The sequence below is a fragment of the Microbacterium sp. CFBP9034 genome, assembly GCF_034045255.1.
Classification (GTDB): Bacteria; Actinomycetota; Actinomycetes; order Actinomycetales; family Microbacteriaceae; genus Microbacterium.
In genome coordinates, this window is record NZ_JAXCWC010000001.1 from 1,130,398 (window position 1) to 1,152,685 (window position 22,288).

The following is a 22,288-nucleotide window of genomic DNA, read 5'->3' on the forward strand; positions in this document are numbered from 1 at the left end:
CGCCCACGCCGTCAGTTCGGGGAGTCCACTGCCCAGCGCGCCAGCTGCCGGATGAGCAGTCGATGGCCCGCCGACTCGTATGACCGCTCGTCGTGGCCGAGAACGTCGACGGCGACTCGGGAAGCCCCGACGGTGCGCACCCACGCCGTGGGCTCGGCCACGGCGGTGCCGGCGTGCTCCGCAACCACGGTGCTGCGGCCGATCCGTTGCAGCCTGCAGTAGCGTTCGTCGCTGACGGTGAAGTCCTCGATCCTCGTGCCGTCCGGGAGGTGGATGCCGGTGACCTGCGTCGGCCCGTGCTCGGGGTGGAACGACAGGCCCGGCACCCACATCGCGCCGATCGCGGGCGCCCACTCCGGGTAGTCCCGAAGCGACGACACCGCGCAGTGGAGCGCGAGGACTCCGATGCCCCGCTCCAGCGCGTGCGCGAAGCCGTCGATAGACGCGGCCGGCGGAGGATCCTCCTGGTCGTGCGCGCGCCACGGATCGCCCGCATTCACCACGAGCAGGTCGACGCCCGCGAGCGAGCCCATCGCGAGGTCGACATCATGCTCGATCGCCACGTCGAAGGCCGATTCCTCGAGGACGTCGGCGACCAGCGCGCTCGTGCGGGCGAAAGGATGCCACGGATCGGCGTAGCGATCCGACCCGCTTGCGATCAGTGCCCGCATCGGCATCCTCCCGGTCAGCGACCTCCGCGAGTCCCGGTGGTCGACCTCTCAGTTCGAGCGTACCCAGCGAGGACGTTCCCCCGACAGGGGCATCAGCGCTACGCTTGCGGCCTCATCGGCGATGCGACGACGCCGTCTCGCACGCACCGATGGAAAGGAAACTGAATGTTCAACGACAACGGGTCGTTCCTCCTCGCCCTCTTCGAGTTCTTCCTGTTCTTCGCCTGGTTCATGTGCCTCTTCTGGATCTTCGGCGACATCTTCCGCAGCAGCGATCTGGGAGGCGGCGCCAAGACTCTGTGGGTGCTGTTCGTCATCATCGTGCCGTGGCTCGGCATCCTGGTGTACCTCATCGTGCGCGGCGGCGGCATGCAGAAGCGCCAGATCGAGCAGGCCCATGCGATGCAGGCGGCGCAGGCGGAATACATTCAGTCCGTCGCCCGGCCTTCGGGCAGTTCGGCGGCGGAGCAGATCGCATCGGCCAAGGCGCTGCTGGACTCCGGCGCGGTCACGCAGGCCGAGTTCGATGCCCTGAAGGCCAAAGCGCTCGCCTGACGACGCGGGGAGAAGACGGGGTGCCACCGGGCGATCAGGCCCGGCGGCACCCTGTCTTGCGTCAGAAAACGCTAGGTAATCTAGCGAAATTTTGAGATCGCGTCACAATGGAGATGCGGGTCCCAGTCCTGCCACCGGGGTAGAGGGCTGGGGGATCGGGGTGACATGAAGGTTCACACGCTGCATGTCGACGGACAGCAGTTCGTCCTGGAGCCCGGCCAGGATGTCGACGGCCTGCGTGACGAGATCCTCGACGCGGCCCGCTCGGGAGCGGGCTTCGTGCGCTTCCACGCGGTCGGCCGGGCGATCATCACGGTCCTGATCACGTCGCACGTGGGGGTGCGGCTGGAGGTCATGGAGCGCGATCCGCAGGAGATCGAGCTCTGGCAGGATCACCCCCCGAGCATCGACCAGTTCGCGAGCTTCGAGGACCTGATCTGAGCTGTGCTTCTGCCGCCGGATCCTCAGGATTTTTTGAGTTTCCGAGGCTGGCACTCGCATGGGGAGAGTGCTAATTTGTGCGTAGTTGAGCCGCTGAGACTCAACTCCACAAACCAGGAAGGAGATCGATCATCATGGCAATGACTTTTGACCCTTTCGCGGAGTTCGACCGCCTCACGTCGGGACTGCTGGGAACGCGCCCGGGACCCCGGGTGATGCCCGTCGACCTGTACCGGGAGGCGGACCGCTACGTGCTGAACGCGGATCTGCCCGGTGTTGACCCGGGGTCGGTGGACATCGACGTGGACGGTCAGCTCCTCACGATCCGCGCGCAGCGCACCGCCGGCTCGGTCCAGGGCGCGAAGTGGCTCGCCCAGGAGCGGCCGGCAGGAAGCTACCTGCGGCAGTTCAGCATCGGCGAAGGCGTCGACACTGCGGGCATCTCGGCGAACTACGACAACGGCGTGCTGAGCGTGATCCTGCCGGTGAGCGAGCGCGCGAAGCCGCGGAAGATCGAGGTGCAGAGCATGCCGGTGGAGTCCCAGAAGACTCTCACCAGCTGATCGGCGAACGCGAGCGGGTGGTCGACGGCCGTCGACCACCCGCTTCGCCGTGTCGAGCGGCCCGTCTGGGCAGACGTCCTCTGCGGTGTCGGCGATGCATGACCGTGGCGATCGCGCAAGCCCCCTGATCTTCGCGCCGGTCGGGGTGATGCTGGCGCCTCCAAGGAGGTGCCACATGAAGGCAATGGTCTACCGAGGTCCGTACAAGATCCGCGTCGAGGAGAAGCCCGATCCCAAGATCGAGCATCCGAACGACGCGATCGTCCGGGTGGAGCTGGCGGCGATCTGCGGCTCGGACCTGCATCTGTACCACGGGATGATGCCCGACACGAGGATCGGCCACACGTTCGGCCACGAGTTCATCGGCACCATCCAAGAGGTGGGCTCCTCCGTGGAGAACGTCAAGGTCGGCGACCGGGTGATGGTCCCCTTCAACATCTTCTGCGGCTCGTGCTTCTTCTGCTCGCGCGGGCTGTTCTCCAACTGCCACAACGTCAACGCCAACGCCACGGCGGTGGGCGGCATCTACGGGTACTCGCACTCCGCGGGCGGCTACGACGGCGGACAGGCGGAGCTCGTGCGCGTGCCGTTCGCCGATGTCGGACCGTCCGTCATCCCCGACGGGATCTCCGACGAGAATGCGCTGCTGCTCACCGACGCATTCTCCACCGGCTACTTCGGCGCCCAGCTGGCCGACATCTCCACGGGCGACACCGTGGTGGTCTTCGGTGCCGGGCCGGTCGGGCTGGCGGCGGCACGATCGTGCTGGCTCATGGGCGCCGGCCGCGTGATCGTCGTGGACTACCTGGACTATCGGCTCGAGAAGGCCCGGACCTTCGCCTTCGCCGAGACGGTCGACTTCGGCCAGGTCGACGACATCGTCCGGCAGCTGAAGCTCATGACCGACGGTCTGGGAGCGGATGCCGTCATCGATGCCGTGGGCGCAGAAGCCGACGGCCATGTGATCCAGCACATCACCTCGGCCAAGCTCAAGCTGCAGGGCGGCTCTCCGGTCGCGCTGAACTGGGCGATCGACGCCGTCCGCAAAGGCGGAGTGGTGTCCGTCATGGGGGCGTACGGCCCCTTGTTCAGTGCCGTCAAGTGGGGTGATGCCGTCAACAAGGGCGTCACCATCCGCACGAATCAGGCCCCGGTGAAGCGTCAGTGGCCGCGTCTGTGGCAGCACATCCGGGACGGCTTCATCACGCCGAGCGACCTCATCACCCACCGCATCCCTCTCGACGAGATCGCCGAGGGATACCACATGTTCTCGTCGAAGCTCGATGACTGCATCAAGACGGTCGTGACCCCGGCGGCCTGACGGGCGCCGAACGATCAGAGGAGGAATCCATGCCCTACACGTCTGACAAGCCCGGCCCCGTGCCGGACGCCGACGCGCTGCGCGCCCGCATCCCGGGCTGGGGCGCCGACGCCGACCCGGCTGATCGACCGGCCTTTCCCCGGGAACAGCCCGGCATCGTCACCGGAGCCCATTGGGATGTCCCCGAGCAGCAGGTCGAGGCGGGCTCGCGCGAGCGGTCGGTGGAGCACCTCCGCCTGACCCCGGTCTTCGGGACCGCCCAGCCGCTGCAGGGCGTCTCCGGCGCGATCCGCCGATTCGCCTACGAGAGGTACAGCGAGGGACAGACGGCCCACTGGCTCATCCTCGTCGCCGGCGACCGGGTCGATGCCATCACGGCGCACCTGCGATCGTTCGCCACGGCGCGCCCCGACGACCCGATCACGCAGAGCGGCGTGCTGGGCGAGCGCGGGCGACGGCCCTGGGCCTCCCGGATCGGACGCGGGCGCGTCGACCTCAAGCACTCCTGGCTCGACCCGCTGCTGGTCGTCGGTCCCTGGGTGGTCACGGCGGTCATCGCGACGCGAATCGTGCTGTGGGCGGTGCGCCCACGAGCCCGGAACTGACCCTCGTCGCACCGGGAAGTTCCCCTGGGTCGCATCCCGTCCGGCCTCGGGCGGGCGTACCCTCGGGTTCAGGCGGAGCAGGCGAAGTCGCCGGTGATGAGGTGACATGAAGATCGACCGCGTACGCGTCGACGGCCAGATGTTCATCCTCGAGCCCGGCCAGGATGTCGGATCGCTCCAGGATCAGATCCTCGCCGCGGCCCGCGACGGAGCAGGGTTCGTGCAGTTCGACACGGTCGGTCGCTCGAGGGTGAGCGTGCTCATCACCCCGCGAGTGGCCGTCCGGTTCGAGGTCATCGAGCGCGACGCCGAGCAGCTCGCCGACTGGGAGCGCAACCCGCCGACGATCGACCTGCCGCGCAACGACTACGACTTCATCTGACCCGCACGCCCGGTGCCGCATCACCCGTCGCCGTCGTGCGCAAGGGGGATGCGGCATCGCGGACGTGGGCGCAGACTCGGCCTTCCGGTTCGACCAGAAGGAGCAGTCATGTCGTACAAGGTCGGGTACTTCGTCGGGAGTCTGTCCTCGACGTCCATCAATCGGATCCTGGCCAAGGCGCTCATGCGGCTGGCGCCGGATGACCTCGAGTTCAGCGAGATCCCGATCCGGGACCTCCCGCTCTACAGCCAGGACTACGACGACCGGTATCCGCCCGAGGCGCGGGCGCTCAAAGACGCCATCGCCGGGGCGGATGCCGTGCTGTTCGTCACTCCCGAGTACAACCGGTCGATCCCCGGCGGACTGAAGAACGCGATCGACTGGGCGTCACGGCCGTGGGGGCAGAACTCGTTCGACCACATCCCGGCCGCGGTGATCGGCGCGTCGGTCGGCTCCATCGGGACGGCCGTCGCCCAGCAGAGCCTGCGGGGCGTGCTCAGCTTCTGCAATGCGCGCCAGATGACCGCGCCGGAGGCATACATCCACTTCTCACACGACGACTTCGCCGACGACGGCACCGTCTCGGACTCCGGCACCGAGGAGTTCCTCCGGAGCTTCATGGCGGAGTTCCGCGACCACGTGCAGCGCGTGCTGACGGTGCTGCCCCGCCAGGAGGCGTCGTCGTCGTGACGTCGTCGGACGCGCGCTAGGCCTGCTCGTCCTCCTCCGGCTCGAACGTCGACTGCTCGCCCGTGTGCCCGGCGGCGATTCCGTCGGGAGCGGCGGGGATGGTGCCGTCCTCGCCGAGGCCCCCGGGCTTCTCGGTGCCGTCCGAATCCTGCGCCGGCTGCTGGTCGGCCGTGTTGCGATCCATGGTGTGGGTCCTCTCGATCGTCGTCCCCGAAAGCTACGCCGCCATGCCCACCCGCTGCACCCCGTTGACAAAGCGGCTGGACGCGAAGGGCGCCGGGGCGAACTACGGTGGAGTCGCAGCGCATCGCATCATCAGGAGGCTGAGCATGAGCCGGGTTCTCGTCATCGTGGACATTCAGCGGGACTACTTCCCCGATGGTGCACACCCGCTCGTCGGCGCCGACGAGGCCGCCGAGCGTGCCGCGGAGCTCCTGGCGCATCAGCGCGAGCTCGGGCTGCCCGTGATCCACGTGCGCCACGAGAGCCGTGAAGCGGGCGCTTCGATGCTCGTCCCGGGCACGGCCGGGGGAGAGATCGATGGGCGGCTCGCGCCGCGTGACGGTGAGCACGTCGTGACGAAGACCCACCCCAACTCGTTCCTCGACACACCCCTGCGCGCGCTGCTCGACGAAGTCGCGGCATCCGAGCTGCTCGTCGTCGGCATGATGAGCAGCATGTGCGTCGACGCGACGGTGAGGGCCGCTTCGGACTTCGGCTACCGCGTCACCGTGGCCGCGGATGCCTGCGCGGCGCCCGACCTGGACTTCGACGGTGTGCGGGTCGACGGTGCCAGGGTGCACGCCGCATTCATGGCCGCGCTGGGCTCGGCCTACGCGCGTGTGGTGCCCTCGCGCGAGCTCATCGGCTGATCGGTTCGGAGTCCCCTCGCTCTCCGGCTTAGCCGGGGAGCCCGGTGCCGTCAACCCCCGCGACACCCCTCGGCCCACCTGAGATCGTCGTGACGATCGCCGCGGCACTCCGTGCGCGCACGCCTGCGACAAGGAGGACGCATTGACGATCGTGAGCCCGGGCACCAGCACCCCGTACGCCTTCGCTCCCCGCGGACCGCTGAGCGCGACGACGGTCGCGATCCTCATGCACGCCGACTTCGCGCATCGCCGTGACGCGCTCCTGTTCGCCGCTCGCGAAGCCGTGCTGAGCAGCGACGACGTGGCGGCGGACGAGGACATCCAGCTCACCCTGTTCCTGCTGTATGCGAGCGCCTACGGGTCGCTGGAGTGGATCGATCCCGGATGGGAGTGGCATCCGGTGCTCATCGAGTCGCGGGGCATTCTGGAGGCCGGCTTCGAGGCCTCGCTGCGCAGCAGCATCGCGGTTCCCGCCGTCCCTCGAGCGAGCGGCCCGGAGATCGCCGCCGCGCTCTTCGAGCTCACCGCTCCCACGTCTGGTCCTTCGCTCTCGCGGTACCTCGCGAAGAAGGCGACGCTCGAGCAGGCCCGGGAGTTCCTCATCCACCGCAGCATCTACACGCTTCGTGAGGCCGATCCCCACTCCTGGGCGATCCCCCGGCTCACCGGGCGCGCGAAGGCGGCGCTGGTCGAGATCCAGTCCGATGAGTACGGCGGCGGCCGCCCCGAGCGCATGCACGCCGAGATCTTCGCCCGCACGATGCGCGGAGCCGGACTCGACGCCGGGTACGGCGCGTACCTCGACGTCGTGCCGGCGGTCACGCTCGCCTCGCAGAACGCGATGTCGATGTTCGGGCTGAACCGCCGCCTGCTCGGAGCGATCGTCGGTCATCTGGCGGCCTTCGAGATGACATCCTCGCTGCCGAACCGGTCCTACGGCGAGGCGTTCCGCCGGCTGGGCTTCGGGTCCGAGGTCACCGACTACTTCGACGAGCACGTCGAGGCGGATGCCGTGCACGAGCAGATCGCCGCGCACGATCTGGCCGGCGCATTGGGAGAGGACCGCCCGGAGCTGCTTCCCGACATCATGTTCGGCGCGGCCGCATGCTTGGCGCTCGACGACCGGAGCGCGGATCACCTGCGCGCGGCGTTCGAGGCCGGCACGTCCTCGCTGAGGTCGACCGGCAGGGACTGAGGACCGATGCCCGAGCGCGCGGCCGTCGAGTACCTCCTTCCGCTGCTGCGCCGCAGCGACGCCGAGGAGGACGAACTGGTGCGCTACCTCCAGTGGCTGTGCACGCGCGTCGAGGTGACGGTCGTCGACGCCTCCGACCGGCGCCTCTTCGCGGCGCTCGGCGCCCGGCTTCCGGCGGGCGTGCGACACGTGCCTCCGTCGGTGCCGGGCCTCAATGGAAAGGCGCGCGGCGTGATGACCGGAATGGTGCTGGCGCGGCACGACGAGGTGATCGTCGCCGACGACGACGTGCGCTACGACGACCGGTCGCTCGAAGCGCTCATCTCACTCCTCGACCACGCCGATTTCGTCCGGCCGCAGAACGTCTACACGTCGTACCCGTGGTTCGCCCGATGGGACACCGCCCGCTGCCTCGTCGGGCGCGCGTTCGGGGGCGACTTCGGCGGGACGGTCGGGGTCCGCCGGTCGACGCTGCTGCGCGCGGGCGGCTACAGCACGGACGTGCTGTTCGAGAACCTCGAGCTCGAGCGCACCATCGCGGTGTCGGGCGGACGCGTCGTCGTCGCCCGCGGGCTGCTGGTGCCGCGCCGGCCGCCGACGTTCCGCCACTTCGCGGGGCAGCGCGTGCGGCAGGCCTACGACGACTTCGCACAGCCTGCGCGCCTCGCGGTCGAGCTCGCACTCCTGCCGGCGTTCCTGCTCGCCGCGGCGGGCAGGTCCTGGCGGACGCTGCTCCTGCTGGCGCTCGCGGGAACCGGCGTCGCGGAGGTCGGACGTCGTGCCGACGGCGCCCGCGGAACGGTGCCGCCGACCATGCCGCTCTGGGCCCCCGCGTGGATGCTCGAGCGCGCGATCGCCGTCTGGGTCGCGCTCGGACACCGGCTGCGCGGCGGCATCCCGTACGCGGGCAGCCGGGTGGTCCGGGCGGCCACCCCGCTGCCGCGGCTGCGGCAGCGAATCGCGGCGCAAGGAGCCCTCTCATGACGGAGCTTCCCCCGCGAGTGACCGCGTGCCCCGACGGACCCCTGCTGGTGCGCGGCGACATCGAGATCGTCGGCGACGACGGACAGATCCTGCGCAATCCGCGCCGCGCCGTGGCCCTCTGCCGGTGCGGCGCCTCAGCCATCAAGCCGTGGTGCGACGGCACGCACAAGCTCACGCGATTCTCGACCGCGCCGCCGCCTCAGACCGAGCCCTGAGGGCGGCCGGGCGCGGCATCCGTCATTCGCTCTCCACCGCGGACTGATGGTGAGGGGCGCCGACGGGCTTCGACTCGCTCGACCCGCGCTGCCGGAGGAAGATCGACAGGGCGATCATGGCCCCCACCGCGAGGAACTCGGACTGCCAGTTCTGCAGCGTGCGCGACCAGAAGTCGGAGGTGCTCAGGTAGTCGAGCCAGGTGATCGCGGGCTGGTCGTGCTGGGCGTTCTCCGAGTTCATCACCACTGTGCCGGCGAGGGACTGGGCCAGCCACGACAGCACGAACACCGTCCCCATCACGAGCAGCAGCGAGTTGGAGAAGATCGTCTGGCGGATGCCACGGGCCCGCGCCCACTCGGGCGAATCGGGCCGCGCGTACTCGCCCACGAGCTGCTCCTCGTCGTCTCCGGGACCTTCGTCGCCCGGCTTCTTCGACTCGGGCGACCCGCGCTGCACGAGCCAGATCGTGGCGACGATGAACAGGAAGAACTGCAGGAACTCGGACTGCCAGTTCTCGGCGACGTCGACCACGAACTCCGACGATGTGAGGAAGCTCGTATACGACTCCGGTGACAGGGAGTGCTGTGCCAGGCGCTCGTTGTTCTCGAACCAGCCGGCGACGGACTGCCCCACCAGGGCGAGCACGAACAGGGCGCCGAACAGCAGGCTCAGGGCGTTGTCGCGGATCGGGCGCATGATGTCACCGCCCGCTCAGGGGGATGACGATCATGTACGCGAGCCCGGCGGCGAGCACGGCGATCCACGACCAGAAGACGACGGCCTCGCCGCGGCGGGCCCCCTCTTCCTCAGGGGTGAAGTCCATGATGAGCTCCTGTTCGCATGGCGCCGGTGGTGCGAGACCCATGTTCACCCCACGCGCGCGTGACGTGAACAGCCTTGACAAACGATGCACGCCCGCGCAGATCCCGCTCGTGGTCAGACGCCCAGCAGACCTTTCAGGGTGAGCGCGTTGCGCACCGCATGGCCCTCGCCGTCGTTGTTGAAGTACGCGAACACGTCGCGGCCCTGTACGTCCCACTCGCGACAGCGCTCGGCCCACCAGGCCAGATCGGCGTCGGAGTACGACCCGGCGTAGAGGTGCTCACTGCTCGGGCCGTGCAGCCGCACATAGACGAACGGCGCGGTCGCCCGCAGGATGCACTCGAGATTCGCGCCGCTCATGACGCAGTACGCCGCCCCGCGCCGCTCCAGCAGACGGAAGACCTCTTCGTCGTTCCACGACGGATGCCGCGTCTCCACGGCCACCCGCATGCCGCGCGGCAGCGAAGCGAGGAAGTGGTCCAGGCGCGCGTCGTCGCGCTCCATCCCCGGCGGCAGCTGCACGAGCAGCGCGGACTGGCGGTCGCCGAGAGCCCGCCATCCCTCGTCGAGGCGCTCGATCCAGGTCTCCGGGGCGTACAGCTTCTTCGCGTGGGTGAGGCCGCGCGGCGCCTTCACCGCCATCGCGAACCCCGGCGGGAGCCGATCGTGCCACGATCGGAACCGCACTGCTCCGGGCCAGCGGTAGAAGCTGGCGTTCAGCTCCACCGTGTCGAAGACGGCGGTGTAGCGCGCGAGGCGCTCACCGGCGGGCAGGCCAGGCGGATAGAGGACGCCATTCCAGTGCGTGTAGCTCCACCCGGAGGTGCCGATGCGGATCGTCACGCAGTGCTGGCCGGCTCAAACGGCTTGCCGCGGCTGTGCGGGACGAGTGGTCAACGGCGGGAAATGCGGGATCTCGTCGGGTCGACCGTGGTTGCGGGCCCGGCCACGGTGACGTGCCACGTCCTCGAGCACATCGGCGGCGCACAGGTACACGGTCGGGAGCGGCGTTGGCTGCAGCCACACCACGTCGACGAGGTCGTCCTCCGTGTCCGTGAGGCACGCGACGACGCTCCGGGAGTCGTCGAGCGGGTAGGCGCCGTCGTACACGATCCACTCGTGGTCGGCGACCCTGCGAAGCTCCAGCGGATACATCTCCATGGGTGCCCTCCTATAACGGCCGAGTTCATCCTGCGGCCCGGTGCTCCGACCACGGAGGCCCTTGACACCGGCCGGGCAGACGGGCTACCCGTCACGTTCGCGCGCCGCTGAGGCGGGAGTCTCGCCTCGTCAAGCCCCTTTCCCGCCGCCGCGACGCAGCTCTAGCGTCGAAGCGACTCACACGGAAAGAGACGCACATGACCGACACTCAGCTCGACCCCCGAGACAAGCACCCCGAAGGCGGCTTTCCCGACCAGGAGCAGGAGCAGCCGGGCCTCACGGACAAGACGACTCCCGAACCCGACCACGGCGAGGAGACGTACGTCGGCGCCGGGCGGCTCACCGGGCGCCGGGCGCTCATCACCGGAGGCGACTCGGGCATCGGGCGCGCCGTGGCCATCGCGTTCGCACGCGAGGGTGCCGACGTGGCGATCGTGCATCTGCCGGAAGAGCAGGAGGACGCGGACGACACCGTCGCGCAGATCCGGGATGCCGAGCGCACCGGCGTCTCGTTCGCCGGCGACGTGCGAGACGAGGGGTTCGCGACCTCGATCGTGGACGACGCGGTCGACGCTCTCGGCGGGCTCGACATCGTGGTGCTGAACGCCGCGTACCAGAAGGATCGCGAAGACCTCGCGTCGCTCGAGACCGAAGAGTTCGACCGCGTCTTCAAGACCAATCTCTACGGCATGCTCTTCACCGCCCGCGAGGCCGTGAAGCATCTGGAACCCGGCAGCTCGATCATCGTCACCTCGTCGGTGCAGGCGTTCAACCCGTCCCCCGGCCTCATCGACTACGCCATGACCAAGGCCGCACAGGTGGCCTTCGTCAAGGCTCTCGCCCAGGAGCTCGGGCCCAAGGGCATCCGCGTGAACGCCGTGGCGCCCGGACCGATCTGGACGCCGCTCATCCCCGCGACGGGGTGGGACGCCGAGCGCCTCGCCAGCTTCGGCACCGACACCCCGCTGGGCCGTCCGGGCCAGCCGGCCGAGCTCGCGGGCGCCTATGTCTACCTGGCATCGGAGGCCGCCTCATACGTCTCGGGGGCCGTGCTCCCGGTGACGGGAGGCAAGGCCCTCTGATGCCCGGCGAGCGGCGGCGAGGACCGAGGGCAGCGCGTCCCCGCACGCGGGTCGTGCTCCTGCTCGCCGCCGTCGCGGTCACCTCTGCCGTGACGGGGTGCGGCCTGCAGCTCCCGGCCGACCCCGACGGCACGCTCGACCGGATCACCGGGGGAGAGCTGCGGGTGGGCGCCTCCCCGAGCGGCGACCTCGTGGCCGTCGAGGAAGGAGAGGTCAGCGGGCCGCTCGCCGACCTGATCGAGGGCTTCGCCGATGATCGCGAGTCGACCGTCCGCTGGATCGTCGACAGCGAGGAGGACCTGGTCGCCGACCTCGAGGCCGGTCGTCTGGACCTGGCGATCGGCGGGATGACGGCTGCGACGCCGTGGTCGAATCGGGTGTCGGTGACCCGCGGCTATCCGGGGATCGCCGGTTCCGGTGGAGCCGACGTGGCCGTGCTGCTGCCGATGGGCGAGAACGCCCTGCAGTCGGCCCTGGAGGTCTACCTCGACGGGCAGGTGGCTCGATGAAGACCCTGGGCCGCACCGATCTGCCGGCGGAGCAGCAGGAGGCTCTGCGCAAGGCGGTGCGGTGGGAGTGGTTCACGATCGGCTACACCCTCGTGACGATCGCCCTCATCGCCCTCGTCGTCAGCGGGTCGCAGGCGATGCGGACGGCGTGGATCGAGGACATGCTGTCCCTCGTGCCGCAGGTGTCGTTCCTGATCGCGCTCCTGCTGATCCGGCATCCGCCGACGCGCGCCTTCCCGTACGGACTGCACCGGGCGATGGGTGTGGGACACCTGGTCGCCGGGGTCGCACTGCTCGTCATCGGCGCCAACCTCGCCATCGAGGCGATCGTGGGCCTCGTCAAGGCCGAGCACCCCGCGATCGGCACGGTCCAGGTCTTCGGGTACACCGTCTGGCTCGGGTGGTTCATGGTCGGCGTGATGGCCCTGGTGACGATCGGGCCCCTCTTCTACGGTCCGGCCAAGGCGAAGCTGGCCCCGGTGCTCCACAACAAGGTGCTCTTCGCCGACGCCGACATGGCGAAGGCGGATTGGACCACGACGGTGGCGGCCATCGTCGGCGTCCTGGGGATCGGAATCGGCTGGTGGTGGCTCGACGGCGCGGCCGCGCTGTTCATCTCACTCGGGATCATGTGGGACGGCTACCGCAACTCCCGGTCCGCCATCCTCGATCTCATCGACCAGCGCGCGCGGAGCCATGACGACAAGGAGGTGCATCCGCTCGCCGGGCAGGTGGTCGCGGCGCTCGACCGGCAGCCGTGGGTGCGCGAGTCCGCCGTCCGCATCCGCGACATGGGTCAGGTCTTCCACGTCGAGGCATTCGTCGTGCCGCACCGGCGCACCGTATCGGTCGAGCAGCTGGAGGCGGCGCGCCGCGCACTGAGTGAGATCGACTGGAAGATGCAGGATGTCGCCGTGATCCCGGTGGCAGAGCTCCCCGACGAAGCGGAGCGGGTGCCCTCCGCCGAGGGGGACGGCCGCGCGGCCGACCCCGATCCGGGTCAGGACCGCTCCGACGCCGACGAGGACGCTAAGCCGAGACCAGCGACGTGAGCGTCTCGGGCGAGAGCGCGTGCTCGATCGCGAGCATGCTCGCACCGAGGACGGCCGCGTTCCCCGCGGCGGCCGACTGGACGATCGCGAGATGCTCGGTCGCCAGGGGGATGGACCGGGTGTAGACGACTTCGCGCACACCGGCGATGAGATGCTCGCCGACCCGGGCCATGGATCCGCCGATCGCGATGACGGACGGATTGACCAGGCTCACGCAGGTCGTCAGCACCTCGCCGATGTCGCGGCCGGCCTGACGGACCGCCTGGATCGCGTCGATGTTGCCGCGCTTGACGAGATCGACGACATCGTTGCCGTTCTCCGCCGGCACGCCCTCCGCGCGGAGCGCACGGGCGATCGCGGGTCCGGAGGCCAGCGCTTCCAGGCAGCCCTGGTTGCCGCAGTGGCACGGGACGCCGGCGCCTCGGGCGACGCGGACGTGTCCGATGTCGCCGGCGATCCCCTGGGCACCTCGCTGCAGCGTGCCGCTGGAGATCACCCCCGCGCCGATGCCCGTGGCGACCTTCACGAACATGAGGTGCTCCACGCCGGGGTAGGCGGCGGCGCGCTCGCCGAGCGCCATGATGTTGACGTCGTTGTCGACGAGCACGGGCACGTCGAGGTGCTGCTGCACCCATCCCGGCACATCGAAGCGATCCCATCCCGGCATGATCGGCGGGTTCACGGGCTGACCCGTGGAGTGCTCCACCGGGCCCGGGATCCCCATGCCGATCGCCGCGAGGTCACCGGGGGCGCGACCGATGCTCTCGAGCAGCAGGTGGGCGTTCTCGACCAGCCACGTCAGCACCGGCACGGGGCCGAGGGTGACGTCCAGCGGCTCGTTGTGCTCGGCGATGATCCGCCCGGCGAGGTCGGTGACGGCGAGGTTCGCGTGCGAGGCGCCGATGTCGGCGGCGAGCACGAGGCGCGCGCTCGGATTGAGGGCGAACTGCGAGGGCGGGCGGCCTCCGGTCGACACCGTCTCGGCGATCGGCGTGATGAGCCCCATGCGCATGAGCTCATCGACGCGCGCGGCGATGGTCGAGCGGGCGAGGCCCGTGGATTTCGCGAGTTCCGCTCGTGTCCGCGGTACTCCGTCACGCAGAAGCTGGAAGAGCTGGCTCACTCCGGAGACAGAAGGCGTCGGTTCGATGGTCATACTCGGCACATCCCAAATCTATCGGCGAGTCGCCTGCACCGAAGTTCCATGACTTTCGACGGGATGCCGTGGCCCGGCCGGGGCGGATGGGTCATTAGTCCCGGCCGGGCGGCGGCACCCGATCAGGTCGCTCGTCCGGTGGGCTTGGCGAATCGCTGCTGCAGCAGGACGGCGACGACGATGATGACGCCCTTGACGACTGCCTGGACGGAGGAGTTGAGGTTGTTCTGCACGAAGACGTTGTTGAGGGTGGCGAAGATCAGCACGCCGAAGACGGTGCCGGTGACGGTACCGCGGCCGCCGACGAGGAGCGTGCCGCCGACGACGACCGCGGCGATCGCGTCGAGCTCGAGGAGCGTGCCGTGGGTGGAAGTGCCGGCCGTGGTGCGGCCGAGGTACATCACCGCCGCGATTCCGGCGCACAGCCCGGAGATCGCGTAGAGCCACATGGTGTGGCGCTTCACGTTGATGCCCGCGAGGCGGGCCGCTTCGCGGTTTCCGCCGATGGCGACGGTGCGGCGACCGAAGGTGGTGCGGTTGAGCACGACCCAGCCGAGCGCGGCGACGATGGCGAAGATCCAGATGAGGATGTCGACGCCGATGAAGTCGAGGTTCATGAACTCGATGAAGTCGCGGTTGCCGACCTGGAGGGTGCGGCGTTCGGCGAGGATCTCGGCGAGACCGCGCGCGGCGACGAGCATCGCGAGCGTCGCCATGAACGCCACCACCTTGCCGTACGCGATGACGATGCCGTTGATGAGTCCGGCGCCGACGCCGACGAGCAGCGCGATGAGGATCATCACGCCCCAGTGGAGCTGATCGGCGAGGTCCTGCACGGCGGCGATGGTCGCCACGACGGAGGCGAGGCCCAGGACGGAGCCGACCGACAGGTCGATGCCGCCGGCGATGATGACGAGCGTCATGCCGATGCTGACGACGCCGATGATCGAGGCCTGGCGAAGGATCGTGAGGATGTTGCTGACGCTCGTGAAGGTCTCGGGCGCGGTGACGGCCCCGACGATCACGAGCACGAGCAGCGCGGCGACGAGGCCGAGGTTGCGGCCGACGGAGCCCGACATGAAGCGCTGCAAGCCGGTCTTGTCGGAGGCGTCGGGCCGGCCCGCGGGCGGCGGGGCGACGGAGGCGGAGGGGACGGCCTCGGCCCCGAGGTTGGTCTGCTCGCTCACGCGGCGGTTCCTTTCATGACGAGATCGAGCACACCGTGCTCGTCGATCTGGGAGGCGGGAAGTGTTTGGAGGACGCGGCCGTCGGCGATGACGAGCACGGTGTCGGCGAGGCCGAGCACCTCCTCGATCTCGCTGGAGACGACCACGACGGCGTTGCCGGCGGCGGCGAGGCGTCGGATGAGGGCGTAGATCTCCGCGCGGGCGCCGACGTCGACGCCGCGGGTGGGTTCGTCCAGCAGCAGCACGCGGGTGCCGTGGACGAGCCAGCGGGCCAGGAGGATCTTCTGCTGGTTGCCGCCGGAGAGGGTCATCGCCGGGCGATCGGGGTCGGCCGGTCGCAGCTCGAGGGCTTCGATCTGCTCGCGGGCGACGGCGCGCTCGGCGCGCTCGTCGAGGAAGCCGGCTTTCGCGAACCGGGACATCGACGACAGGGTGACGTTGACGTAGATGGGCTCGTCGAGCACCAGGCCCTGGCTCTTGCGCTCCTCGGGGGAGAGCCCCACACCGGCACGGACCGCGTGGACCACCGATCCGCGGCGGAGCGCCTTGCCGCCGACCTTGACGGTGCCGGCGGTGGAGCGGCGGGCGCCGTAGACGGTCTCGAGGATCTCGGAGCGGCCGGAGCCGACGAGCCCTGCCAGTCCGATGACCTCGCCGGCGCGCACCGAGAACGACACGTCCGAGAACACCCCGGCCAGCCCCAGGCCCTCCACCTCGAGAACTGTCGGGGCATCGGCCGTGACGGGCGTGGCGGGCGGGAACACGTTCGCGACCTCGCGGCCGGTCATCAGCCGGATCAGATCCTTCGTGGGGGTGTCGGCCACAGGCAGTCCGGTCGCGGTGGTGCGGCCGTCCTTCAGCACGGTGATCCGATCGCCGATCTCGCGGATCTCCTCCAGCCGGTGGGTGATGTAGACCACGGCGATGCCCTGCGAGGTGAGCTCGTGCACCACATGGAAGAGGTTCTTGACCTCTTCGGTGTCGAGCACCGCGGACGGCTCGTCCATGATGATCAGCTTGATGTCGTGGGACAGCGCCCGCGCCATCGAGACGATCTGCTTGTTCGCCGCGCTCAGGGACCCGACCTCGGCGTGCGGAGAGAGGTTCGCGTGGCCGAGTCGCCGCAGCAGCTCGCGCGTCTGCTTCGCCGCCTCCGACCGCTTCGTGAACCCGCCGCGCGCCAGCTCATGGCCGAGGAAGATGTTCTCCGCGATGGTGAGGCCGTCGACGACGTCGAGCTCCTGGTACATCGTGGCGATGCCCAACTCGATCGCGGACTCCGGAGTAGGGATCACGACCGGCTCGCCGAGCCACACGATCTCACCCTCGTCGGGGCGATGCACCCCTGCGAGGGTCTTGATGAGCGTCGACTTGCCCGCGCCGTTCTGGCCGAGCACGCAATGCACCTCGCCGGGAAGGACCTCGAGGTCCACGCCGCGAAGCGCACGGACCCCGGCGAAGGACTTCGTCACGCCTTTGACGGAGAGTAATGCCGAAGGATGGTCAACTTTGATCACTCGGTGAACATAACACGTCTCAGTGCCGGTTGCCGAGTGCCAATGCGTCGACGACCGCACAATGGCGACGGCTGGGCATTCCGTTGCCCCGGGAAACTTCTGCTGGTCACGGGCGTATCACGCACTTCTGACGGACGGAAAACAAAAGATGCCGAACCGTGACACACTTCTGCTACGGTGATTGTCGTCAGCGTGGACCCCTCGAGTGCGGGCAGCTCCCTTCTCAGAGCCACGTTGTCCTAGCTGCATCACATTCAAGGAGGAAACAATGCGCTCACACCTGAAGGCGCGTACACGGCTCGCCCTCACCGGCACCGCGGTCATCGCAGCCATCGGACTTCTCGCGGGCTGCACCGGCGGAGGCGCCGATGAGGAATCGGTCGTCGACCAGGGCACCACCACGGAGGAGAACGCGGAGTCCGGTGACACGGTGGTCATCGGCTTCTCGGGTCCTGCGGCCGACCACGGCTGGCTCGGCGCCATCAACTCGGGCGCGCAGGCGGCCGCCGACAGCTTCGACGACGTCGAGCTCCGCGTGGCGGAGGGCACCAACGACCCGATCGCGCAGATCGCCGCCGTCGAGACGTTCGTCAATGACGGCGTCGACGCGATCGTGCTGCTGCCCACCGACGGCGCCGCGCTCACCGAGGCAGCGATCGCGGCGATGGAAGCCGGTATCCCGGTCATCAACGTCGACCGCGAGTTCTCGAGCCCGTTCGCCGCACGTGCCACCGTGCTCGGTGACAACTACGGCATGGGCGTCAGCGCCGGCACCTACATCTGCGAGCAGCTCGAGGGCAACACCGACGCGGTCGTCGCCGAGATCGCCGGCATCGACTCGCTGCCGCTGACGCAGGACCGCTCGGCCGGGTTCGCCGACGCGCTGGAGGACTGCGGCCTCGAGGTCGAGGCCCGTGTGGCCGCCGACTTCACCGTCGCCGGCGGCGAGGCTGCGGCATCACAGCTGCTGTCGGCCAACCCGCAGATCGACGCACTGTGGAACCACGACGACGACCAGGGCATCGGCGTGCTCGCCGCGATCGACGCCGCCGGCCGCGACGAGTTCTTCATGGTCGGCGGTGCGGGCAGCCGCAGCGCGATGGAGGCCATCGAGGCCGACGACACCGTGCTGAAGGCGACCGTCATCTACCCGTCGACGCAGGCCGCCGACGGCGTGGCACTGGCACGTCTCATCGCGCAGGAGAAGACGATGGGCGACCTCGTGACGCCCTCGATCCCGAACCGCATCGTGCTCGACGCTCCCGTCGTCACGAAGGACAACGTCGACCAGTTCATCGACCTGTCCTTCGAGTAAGCCTGACGATCACCGCGGGGCGCCCGTCGCATCGGCGGGCGCCCCGCGCCTCACCCTCCGAGAGAGGACACCGCGTTGACCGAGACGCTCCGCATCGCGATGATCGGCCACGGCTTCATGGGCGCTGCGCATTCCCAGGGCTGGCGGGTCGCACCCCGCTTCTTCGACCTTCCGCTCGACCCCGAGATGACCGTCGTGGTGGGCCGCAATCAGGCCACGGTCGAGGCATCCGCCCGCAAATGGGGCTGGGCTGAGACCGCCACCGACTGGCGGGAGGTCATCGCCCGCGACGACATCGACGTGATCGACATCGTCACCCCCGGCGACACCCACGCCGAGATCGCGATCGCCGCCCTCGAGGCCGGCAAGCACGTGCTCTGCGAGAAGCCGCTGGCCAACACGGTCGCCGAGGCCGAGGCGATGGCCGACGCCGCCGCCCGCGCCGCCGAACGGGGTGTCCGCTCCATGGTCGGCTTCACCTACCGTCGAGTGCCCGCCACCACCTTCGCCCGCGACCTCGTCGCCGCCGGACGCCTCGGCGACATCCGCCAAGTGCGTGCCGAGTACCTGCAGGACTGGCTCATGGACGCCGAGGCGCCGCTGACCTGGCGCATGAAGAAGGAGAGCGCCGGGTCCGGAGCACTCGGCGACATCGGCGCCCATGCGATCGACCTCACCGAGTACATCACCGGCCAGCAGGTCACGAGCGTCTCCGGCATCATCGAGACGCTCGTGAAGGAGCGACCGCTCCTCGGTGAGGGCGTCGGGCTCTCCGGCACGGCGTCGGCCGAGCGCGGCGCGGTCACGGTCGACGACGTCGCGCTGTTCACCGGGCGCCTCGACTCGGGGGCGCTCGCCTCGTTCGAGGCCACCCGCTTCCGCACCGGCCGCAAGAATGCCCTGCGCATCGAGATCTCGGGCTCGAAGGGCGCGATCGCGTTCGATCTCGAGCGTCTCAACGAGCTGGAGTTCTACGACGCCACCCTTCCCGAGACCGGGCTGGGCTTCCAGCGCATCCTCGTCACGGAGCACGACCACCCGTACCTGGCGCCCTGGTGGCCGACCGGTCACATGCTCGGCTACGAGCACGGATTCTCCCACCAGGCGTACGATTTCGTCACCGCGATCGGCGAAGGCTCGCAGCCGCGCCCGTCGTTCGCGGAGGGCCTGCACGTCCAGCGGGTGCTCGATGCGGTCGAGCGCAGTTCCGCCGCGAACAGCGCCTGGACCTCGACCGGGCCCTGACCCGCCTGCACTCCGATCAGAAGGAACGAACCGCAATGTCGCGACCGATCACGTTGTTCACGGGCCAGTGGGCCGACCTGCCTTTCGAGGAAGTGGCGCGCCTCGCAGGGGAGTGGGGCTACGACGGCCTCGAGATCGCCTGCTGGGGCGATCACCTCGACCCCTGGAGGTGGGATGACGACGCCTATGTCCAGGGCCGGCTCGAGATCCTCGAGCGCCACGGACTGAAGGTGTGGGCGATCTCCAACCACCTGAAGGGTCAGGCAGTGTGCGATGACCCGATCGACCAGCGTCACCGCGACATCCTCTCCGACCGGGTGTGGGGTGACGGCGACCCGGAAGGCGTGCGGCAGCGCGCGGCCGAGGAGATGAAGAACACCGCCCGGATCGCGGCGAAGCTCGGGGTGAAGACGGTGGTCGGGTTCACCGGCTCGAGCATCTGGAAGTACGTGGCGATGTTCCCGCCGGCCTCGCAGCAGCTCATCGACGCCGGCTACCAGGATTTCGCCGACCGGTGGAACCCGATCCTGGACGTGTTCGACGAGGTCGGGGTGCGGTTCGCCCACGAGGTGCACCCGTCGGAGATCGCATACGACTACTGGACGACGGTCCGCACGCTGGAGGCGATCGGGCACCGGCCCGCGTTCGGGCTGAACTGGGACCCGTCGCACTTCATCTGGCAGGAGCTGAATCCGGTCGACTTCATCCTGGAGTTCAAGGACCTGATCTATCACGTGGACTGCAAGGACGTGAAGCTCAATCTCGGCAACGGCCGCAACGGCCGGCTCGGCTCCCACCTGGCCTGGGCCGACCTGCGTCGCGGCTGGGACTTCGTCTCCACCGGGCGCGGCGACGTGCCCTGGGAGGCATCGTTCCGCGCGCTCAACAGCATCGGCTACGACGGCCCCATCTCGGTGGAGTGGGAAGACGCCGGCATGGACCGGCTCCTCGGCGCCCCCGAGGCGCTCGAGTTCGTGAAGCGCAACGCGTTCGCGGCCCCCGAGGCCGCGTTCGACGCCGCCTTCAGCACCCGCTGATCTCCATACCCACGAGGGCCGGGCGGTGCCGCAGACCGCGGGATAGGGTTTGACCATGGCGACGACACCCCCCGGCTGGTATGACGACGGACACAGCGCGCTGCGCTGGTGGGACGGTGCACAGTGGACGGAGCACGTCGCGACGCCCGACCCCGAGACGGCCGACGGCTCCGACGCCCCGAGCGAAGCGGAGATCGTCGCCGCGTCCGAGGCCGGGGCCGTGCACGAGCCGGTGCCGGTCGAGGTCGATGCCGCCACCGCACTCGGCTTGGGCGTGCCATCGCCGGCAGGCTCGCCCGACTACGCGGCGGCGACCGCACCGGTCGGCCACCACCCGCAGGGCGTCTACCCCGGCGGATACCCGGGAACGGACGGCGCCGGTGGAGGCTTCGCCGCGGCGACCGAGCCGCGCACCTCGAAGCTCTGGATCGTGTGGGTCGTGCTCGGCGTCGTGATGCTCGGCATCGTGATCGCTGCGGCGGTGTTCATCCCCCTGCTGTTCCTGAGTCTCGCGAACGGCGGCTCGGCGGGGGTGGACGCCTCCGGCGCCGACGAGCAGGCCGCCGTCGCCGCCGTCGAGCTCTACGACGACGCCTGGCAGACGGCCGACTGCGACGCCTACGTCGCCTCGACCACCGAGGACTTCCGCGTGAACTCGCAGCTGCCGGACTGCGACTCCTTCGTCTCGACGGCGACGGAGTTCTCGGCGAGCGTCACCGACTACGTCGTCACCGTGACCGAGATCGAGAACTTCGGCGACAGCATCCTCGTGACCACGACCGAGACCTTCGAGTCGCTGTTCGACGAGGAGGGCAATCCGCTCGACACGCCGACCGCGGACGAGGTCCAGTACGAGTACACCGTCGTCTCCGCCGACGGCGACTGGGTCATCGACGCCCTCGACGACTGATCTCGTGCCCGGCTCCACCGCGCACCCCCGTGACGCGCGCTTCGTCCTCACCTGCGTCGGGATCGGGCTCCTCGCGGGCCTGCTGTCGGGACTGTTCGGCGTCGGCGGAGGCACGGTCATCGTGCCGCTGCTGGTGCTGGCGCTCGGGTACGACCAGCGGCTGGCGGCGGGGACGTCTCTCGCAGCGATCGTGCCGACGGCCACCGTCGGGGTGATCTCCTACGCCGTGCACGACTCGGTCGCCTGGATCCCCGCGCTCCTGCTCGCCGCAGGAGCGGTCGCCGGTGCCCAGCTCGGCAGCTGGCTGCTCCCGCGCGTGCCCATCACCGTGCTGCGGTGGGCTTTCGTTGGCTTCCTGGTGCTGGTCATCGTGAGTCTGTTCGTGGTCATACCGTCCAGGGATGCCGAGCTGGACCTCACCCTGCTCACCGGCGCGGGCCTCGTCGTGCTCGGGGTGGTGACCGGCATCACGGCCGGCCTCATCGGCGTCGGCGGCGGGATCATCGTCGTCCCGGCGCTCATGGTGCTGTTCGGCACCAGCGACCTCGTCGCCAAGGGCACGTCGCTGCTCATGATGATCCCGACCGCCGTCTCAGGCACGATCGGCAACGTCCGCCGCGGCAACGTCGACCTCGTCGCCGCGGCCGTCATCGGCGGCGCGGCCTGCACGACGACCGCACTCGGCGCGTGGATCGCCACGATCGTCGACCCGCTGCTCGGCAACATCCTGTTCGCGGCGTTCCTCGTGGTCATCGCGATCCAGATGGCCCTTCGCGCGATCCGCGGTCGCCGGACGTAGA

General features: G+C 69.4%; 28 protein-coding genes. 19 read left to right on the top strand and 9 right to left on the bottom strand.

The window, feature by feature from the left end; genetic code table 11:
• Positions 1-11: 11 nt before the first annotated feature.
• Positions 12-671 (bottom strand): ThuA domain-containing protein, encoded by a 660-nt coding sequence (locus SOM19_RS05010; protein WP_320485451.1) that lies wholly within the window; start codon positions 669-671, stop codon positions 12-14.
• 165 nt (positions 672-836) lie between these two features.
• Between SOM19_RS05010 and SOM19_RS05015 the strand changes: the two genes are divergently transcribed.
• From SOM19_RS05015 to SOM19_RS05045, 7 genes are all read left to right on the top strand, one after another.
• A complete protein-coding gene (locus SOM19_RS05015; RefSeq protein ID WP_320485452.1) occupies positions 837-1,226 on the top strand; it encodes an SHOCT domain-containing protein in 390 nt (129 codons plus the stop codon).
• 165 nt (positions 1,227-1,391) lie between these two features.
• Positions 1,392-1,667: a hypothetical protein gene (locus SOM19_RS05020; protein WP_320485453.1), complete on the top strand. Its 276-nt coding sequence runs from the start codon at positions 1,392-1,394 to the stop codon at positions 1,665-1,667.
• A gap of 134 nt (positions 1,668-1,801) precedes the next feature.
• Positions 1,802-2,230: an Hsp20/alpha crystallin family protein gene (locus SOM19_RS05025; protein ID WP_320485454.1), complete on the top strand. Its 429-nt coding sequence runs from the start codon at positions 1,802-1,804 to the stop codon at positions 2,228-2,230.
• A 175-nt stretch (positions 2,231-2,405) separates the two neighbouring features.
• On the top strand, positions 2,406-3,551 hold the full coding sequence (locus tag SOM19_RS05030) for a zinc-dependent alcohol dehydrogenase (protein WP_320485455.1): 1,146 nt from the start codon (positions 2,406-2,408) through the stop codon (positions 3,549-3,551).
• Between the two features lie 29 nt (positions 3,552-3,580).
• On the top strand, positions 3,581-4,156 hold the full coding sequence (locus SOM19_RS05035) for a hypothetical protein (RefSeq protein WP_320485456.1): 576 nt from the start codon (positions 3,581-3,583) through the stop codon (positions 4,154-4,156).
• Between the two features lie 106 nt (positions 4,157-4,262).
• Positions 4,263-4,538, top strand: a complete 276-nt coding sequence (locus SOM19_RS05040; RefSeq protein WP_320485457.1) for a hypothetical protein — start codon at positions 4,263-4,265, stop codon at positions 4,536-4,538.
• Positions 4,539-4,646: 108 nt separating this feature from the next.
• Positions 4,647-5,228 (top strand): NADPH-dependent FMN reductase, encoded by a 582-nt coding sequence (locus tag SOM19_RS05045; protein ID WP_320485458.1) that lies wholly within the window; start codon positions 4,647-4,649, stop codon positions 5,226-5,228.
• Positions 5,229-5,244: 16 nt separating this feature from the next.
• On the opposite strand, the gene SOM19_RS05050 is transcribed toward SOM19_RS05045, so the two are convergent.
• Positions 5,245-5,412 carry a hypothetical protein gene (locus SOM19_RS05050; protein WP_320485459.1) on the bottom strand — a complete coding sequence of 56 codons (168 nt, stop codon included), beginning with the start codon at positions 5,410-5,412 and terminating at the stop codon, positions 5,245-5,247.
• Between the two features lie 145 nt (positions 5,413-5,557).
• Here SOM19_RS05050 and SOM19_RS05055 point away from each other — a divergent pair, with 145 nt between their 5' ends.
• The 4 genes from SOM19_RS05055 to SOM19_RS05070 all read left to right on the top strand — a co-directional run bounded on the left by SOM19_RS05055 (position 5,558) and on the right by SOM19_RS05070 (position 8,494).
• Positions 5,558-6,100 carry a cysteine hydrolase family protein gene (locus SOM19_RS05055; RefSeq protein ID WP_320485460.1) on the top strand — a complete coding sequence of 181 codons (543 nt, stop codon included), beginning with the start codon at positions 5,558-5,560 and terminating at the stop codon, positions 6,098-6,100.
• Between the two features lie 226 nt (positions 6,101-6,326).
• A complete protein-coding gene (locus SOM19_RS05060; RefSeq protein WP_320486663.1) occupies positions 6,327-7,295 on the top strand; it encodes an iron-containing redox enzyme family protein in 969 nt (322 codons plus the stop codon).
• A gap of 6 nt (positions 7,296-7,301) precedes the next feature.
• Positions 7,302-8,279: a glycosyltransferase family 2 protein gene (locus SOM19_RS05065; RefSeq protein WP_320485461.1), complete on the top strand. Its 978-nt coding sequence runs from the start codon at positions 7,302-7,304 to the stop codon at positions 8,277-8,279.
• Positions 8,276-8,494, top strand: a complete 219-nt coding sequence (locus SOM19_RS05070) for a CDGSH iron-sulfur domain-containing protein (RefSeq protein WP_320485462.1) — start codon at positions 8,276-8,278, stop codon at positions 8,492-8,494. The genes SOM19_RS05065 and SOM19_RS05070 overlap by 4 nt, the downstream gene beginning before the upstream one ends.
• 22 nt (positions 8,495-8,516) lie before the next feature.
• Here the strand turns inward: SOM19_RS05070 and SOM19_RS05075 are convergent, their stop codons facing one another.
• The 4 genes from SOM19_RS05075 to SOM19_RS05090 form a co-directional block, all read right to left on the bottom strand.
• The gene (locus SOM19_RS05075; protein ID WP_320485463.1) at positions 8,517-9,191 is read right to left on the bottom strand and encodes a DUF6766 family protein; all 675 of its coding nucleotides are present in this window, start codon (positions 9,189-9,191) and stop codon (positions 8,517-8,519) included.
• 4 nt (positions 9,192-9,195) lie between these two features.
• Entirely contained in the window at positions 9,196-9,318 is a 123-nt protein-coding gene (locus SOM19_RS05080; protein ID WP_320485464.1) for a hypothetical protein, read from the bottom strand.
• A gap of 113 nt (positions 9,319-9,431) precedes the next feature.
• Positions 9,432-10,160 (bottom strand): DUF72 domain-containing protein, encoded by a 729-nt coding sequence (locus tag SOM19_RS05085; RefSeq protein WP_320485465.1) that lies wholly within the window; start codon positions 10,158-10,160, stop codon positions 9,432-9,434.
• 15 nt (positions 10,161-10,175) lie between these two features.
• Entirely contained in the window at positions 10,176-10,478 is a 303-nt protein-coding gene (locus SOM19_RS05090) for a hypothetical protein (RefSeq protein ID WP_320485466.1), read from the bottom strand.
• A gap of 197 nt (positions 10,479-10,675) precedes the next feature.
• Here SOM19_RS05090 and SOM19_RS05095 point away from each other — a divergent pair, with 197 nt between their 5' ends.
• The 3 genes from SOM19_RS05095 to SOM19_RS05105 are packed head-to-tail and all read left to right on the top strand — an operon-like array spanning position 10,676 to position 13,121.
• Complete coding sequence (locus SOM19_RS05095; protein WP_320485467.1) at positions 10,676-11,560, top strand: SDR family oxidoreductase; 885 nt, start codon at positions 10,676-10,678, stop codon at positions 11,558-11,560.
• Entirely contained in the window at positions 11,560-12,069 is a 510-nt protein-coding gene (locus tag SOM19_RS05100) for a type 2 periplasmic-binding domain-containing protein (protein ID WP_320485468.1), read from the top strand. Before SOM19_RS05095 ends, SOM19_RS05100 begins: the two co-directional genes overlap by 1 nt.
• Positions 12,066-13,121 (top strand): cation diffusion facilitator family transporter, encoded by a 1,056-nt coding sequence (locus SOM19_RS05105; RefSeq protein ID WP_320485469.1) that lies wholly within the window; start codon positions 12,066-12,068, stop codon positions 13,119-13,121. The genes SOM19_RS05100 and SOM19_RS05105 overlap by 4 nt, the downstream gene beginning before the upstream one ends.
• On the opposite strand, the gene SOM19_RS05110 is transcribed toward SOM19_RS05105, so the two are convergent.
• The 3 genes from SOM19_RS05110 to SOM19_RS05120 form a co-directional block, all read right to left on the bottom strand.
• Positions 13,099-14,277 (bottom strand): ROK family transcriptional regulator, encoded by a 1,179-nt coding sequence (locus SOM19_RS05110; RefSeq protein WP_320485470.1) that lies wholly within the window; start codon positions 14,275-14,277, stop codon positions 13,099-13,101. The genes SOM19_RS05105 and SOM19_RS05110 overlap by 23 nt on opposite strands.
• A 122-nt stretch (positions 14,278-14,399) precedes the next feature.
• Positions 14,400-15,464, bottom strand: coding sequence for an ABC transporter permease (locus SOM19_RS05115; RefSeq protein ID WP_320485471.1), 1,065 nt, complete (start codon positions 15,462-15,464; stop codon positions 14,400-14,402).
• On the bottom strand, positions 15,461-16,936 hold the full coding sequence (locus tag SOM19_RS05120; RefSeq protein ID WP_320485472.1) for a sugar ABC transporter ATP-binding protein: 1,476 nt from the start codon (positions 16,934-16,936) through the stop codon (positions 15,461-15,463). The genes SOM19_RS05115 and SOM19_RS05120 overlap by 4 nt, the downstream gene beginning before the upstream one ends.
• A 313-nt stretch (positions 16,937-17,249) precedes the next feature.
• Between SOM19_RS05120 and SOM19_RS05125 the strand changes: the two genes are divergently transcribed.
• The 5 genes from SOM19_RS05125 (at position 17,250) to SOM19_RS05145 (ending at position 22,287) form a co-directional block, all read left to right on the top strand.
• Positions 17,250-18,296 (top strand): substrate-binding domain-containing protein, encoded by a 1,047-nt coding sequence (locus SOM19_RS05125; RefSeq protein WP_320485473.1) that lies wholly within the window; start codon positions 17,250-17,252, stop codon positions 18,294-18,296.
• 99 nt (positions 18,297-18,395) lie between these two features.
• Entirely contained in the window at positions 18,396-19,541 is a 1,146-nt protein-coding gene (locus SOM19_RS05130) for a Gfo/Idh/MocA family protein (RefSeq protein WP_320486664.1), read from the top strand.
• A gap of 35 nt (positions 19,542-19,576) precedes the next feature.
• The gene (locus SOM19_RS05135) at positions 19,577-20,578 is read left to right on the top strand and encodes a sugar phosphate isomerase/epimerase family protein (protein ID WP_320485474.1); all 1,002 of its coding nucleotides are present in this window, start codon (positions 19,577-19,579) and stop codon (positions 20,576-20,578) included.
• A 55-nt stretch (positions 20,579-20,633) separates the two neighbouring features.
• Positions 20,634-21,488 (top strand): DUF2510 domain-containing protein, encoded by an 855-nt coding sequence (locus SOM19_RS05140; RefSeq protein WP_320485475.1) that lies wholly within the window; start codon positions 20,634-20,636, stop codon positions 21,486-21,488.
• Between the two features lie 4 nt (positions 21,489-21,492).
• Positions 21,493-22,287 (top strand): sulfite exporter TauE/SafE family protein, encoded by a 795-nt coding sequence (locus SOM19_RS05145; RefSeq protein WP_320485476.1) that lies wholly within the window; start codon positions 21,493-21,495, stop codon positions 22,285-22,287.
• Position 22,288: the final 1 nt, after the last annotated feature.

Coding starts and splice junctions, on each gene's coding strand:
- SOM19_RS05090 (WP_320485466.1), bottom strand. CDS start 10,478: ATGGAGATGTATCCGCTGGAGCTTCGCAGGGTCGCCGACCACGAGTGG.
- SOM19_RS05105 (WP_320485469.1), top strand. CDS start 12,066: ATGAAGACCCTGGGCCGCACCGATCTGCCGGCGGAGCAGCAGGAGGCT.
- SOM19_RS05135 (WP_320485474.1), top strand. CDS start 19,577: ATGTCGCGACCGATCACGTTGTTCACGGGCCAGTGGGCCGACCTGCCT.
- SOM19_RS05110 (WP_320485470.1), bottom strand. CDS start 14,277: ATGACCATCGAACCGACGCCTTCTGTCTCCGGAGTGAGCCAGCTCTTC.
- SOM19_RS05025 (WP_320485454.1), top strand. CDS start 1,802: ATGGCAATGACTTTTGACCCTTTCGCGGAGTTCGACCGCCTCACGTCG.
- SOM19_RS05140 (WP_320485475.1), top strand. CDS start 20,634: ATGGCGACGACACCCCCCGGCTGGTATGACGACGGACACAGCGCGCTG.
- SOM19_RS05045 (WP_320485458.1), top strand. CDS start 4,647: ATGTCGTACAAGGTCGGGTACTTCGTCGGGAGTCTGTCCTCGACGTCC.
- SOM19_RS05015 (WP_320485452.1), top strand. CDS start 837: ATGTTCAACGACAACGGGTCGTTCCTCCTCGCCCTCTTCGAGTTCTTC.
- SOM19_RS05035 (WP_320485456.1), top strand. CDS start 3,581: ATGCCCTACACGTCTGACAAGCCCGGCCCCGTGCCGGACGCCGACGCG.
- SOM19_RS05080 (WP_320485464.1), bottom strand. CDS start 9,318: ATGGACTTCACCCCTGAGGAAGAGGGGGCCCGCCGCGGCGAGGCCGTC.
- SOM19_RS05040 (WP_320485457.1), top strand. CDS start 4,263: ATGAAGATCGACCGCGTACGCGTCGACGGCCAGATGTTCATCCTCGAG.
- SOM19_RS05065 (WP_320485461.1), top strand. CDS start 7,302: ATGCCCGAGCGCGCGGCCGTCGAGTACCTCCTTCCGCTGCTGCGCCGC.
- SOM19_RS05130 (WP_320486664.1), top strand. CDS start 18,396: ATGATCGGCCACGGCTTCATGGGCGCTGCGCATTCCCAGGGCTGGCGG.
- SOM19_RS05075 (WP_320485463.1), bottom strand. CDS start 9,191: ATGCGCCCGATCCGCGACAACGCCCTGAGCCTGCTGTTCGGCGCCCTG.
- SOM19_RS05055 (WP_320485460.1), top strand. CDS start 5,558: ATGAGCCGGGTTCTCGTCATCGTGGACATTCAGCGGGACTACTTCCCC.
- SOM19_RS05020 (WP_320485453.1), top strand. CDS start 1,392: ATGAAGGTTCACACGCTGCATGTCGACGGACAGCAGTTCGTCCTGGAG.
- SOM19_RS05060 (WP_320486663.1), top strand. CDS start 6,327: ATGCACGCCGACTTCGCGCATCGCCGTGACGCGCTCCTGTTCGCCGCT.
- SOM19_RS05030 (WP_320485455.1), top strand. CDS start 2,406: ATGAAGGCAATGGTCTACCGAGGTCCGTACAAGATCCGCGTCGAGGAG.
- SOM19_RS05070 (WP_320485462.1), top strand. CDS start 8,276: ATGACGGAGCTTCCCCCGCGAGTGACCGCGTGCCCCGACGGACCCCTG.
- SOM19_RS05125 (WP_320485473.1), top strand. CDS start 17,250: ATGCGCTCACACCTGAAGGCGCGTACACGGCTCGCCCTCACCGGCACC.
- SOM19_RS05050 (WP_320485459.1), bottom strand. CDS start 5,412: ATGGATCGCAACACGGCCGACCAGCAGCCGGCGCAGGATTCGGACGGC.
- SOM19_RS05095 (WP_320485467.1), top strand. CDS start 10,676: ATGACCGACACTCAGCTCGACCCCCGAGACAAGCACCCCGAAGGCGGC.
- SOM19_RS05100 (WP_320485468.1), top strand. CDS start 11,560: ATGCCCGGCGAGCGGCGGCGAGGACCGAGGGCAGCGCGTCCCCGCACG.
- SOM19_RS05010 (WP_320485451.1), bottom strand. CDS start 671: ATGCGGGCACTGATCGCAAGCGGGTCGGATCGCTACGCCGATCCGTGG.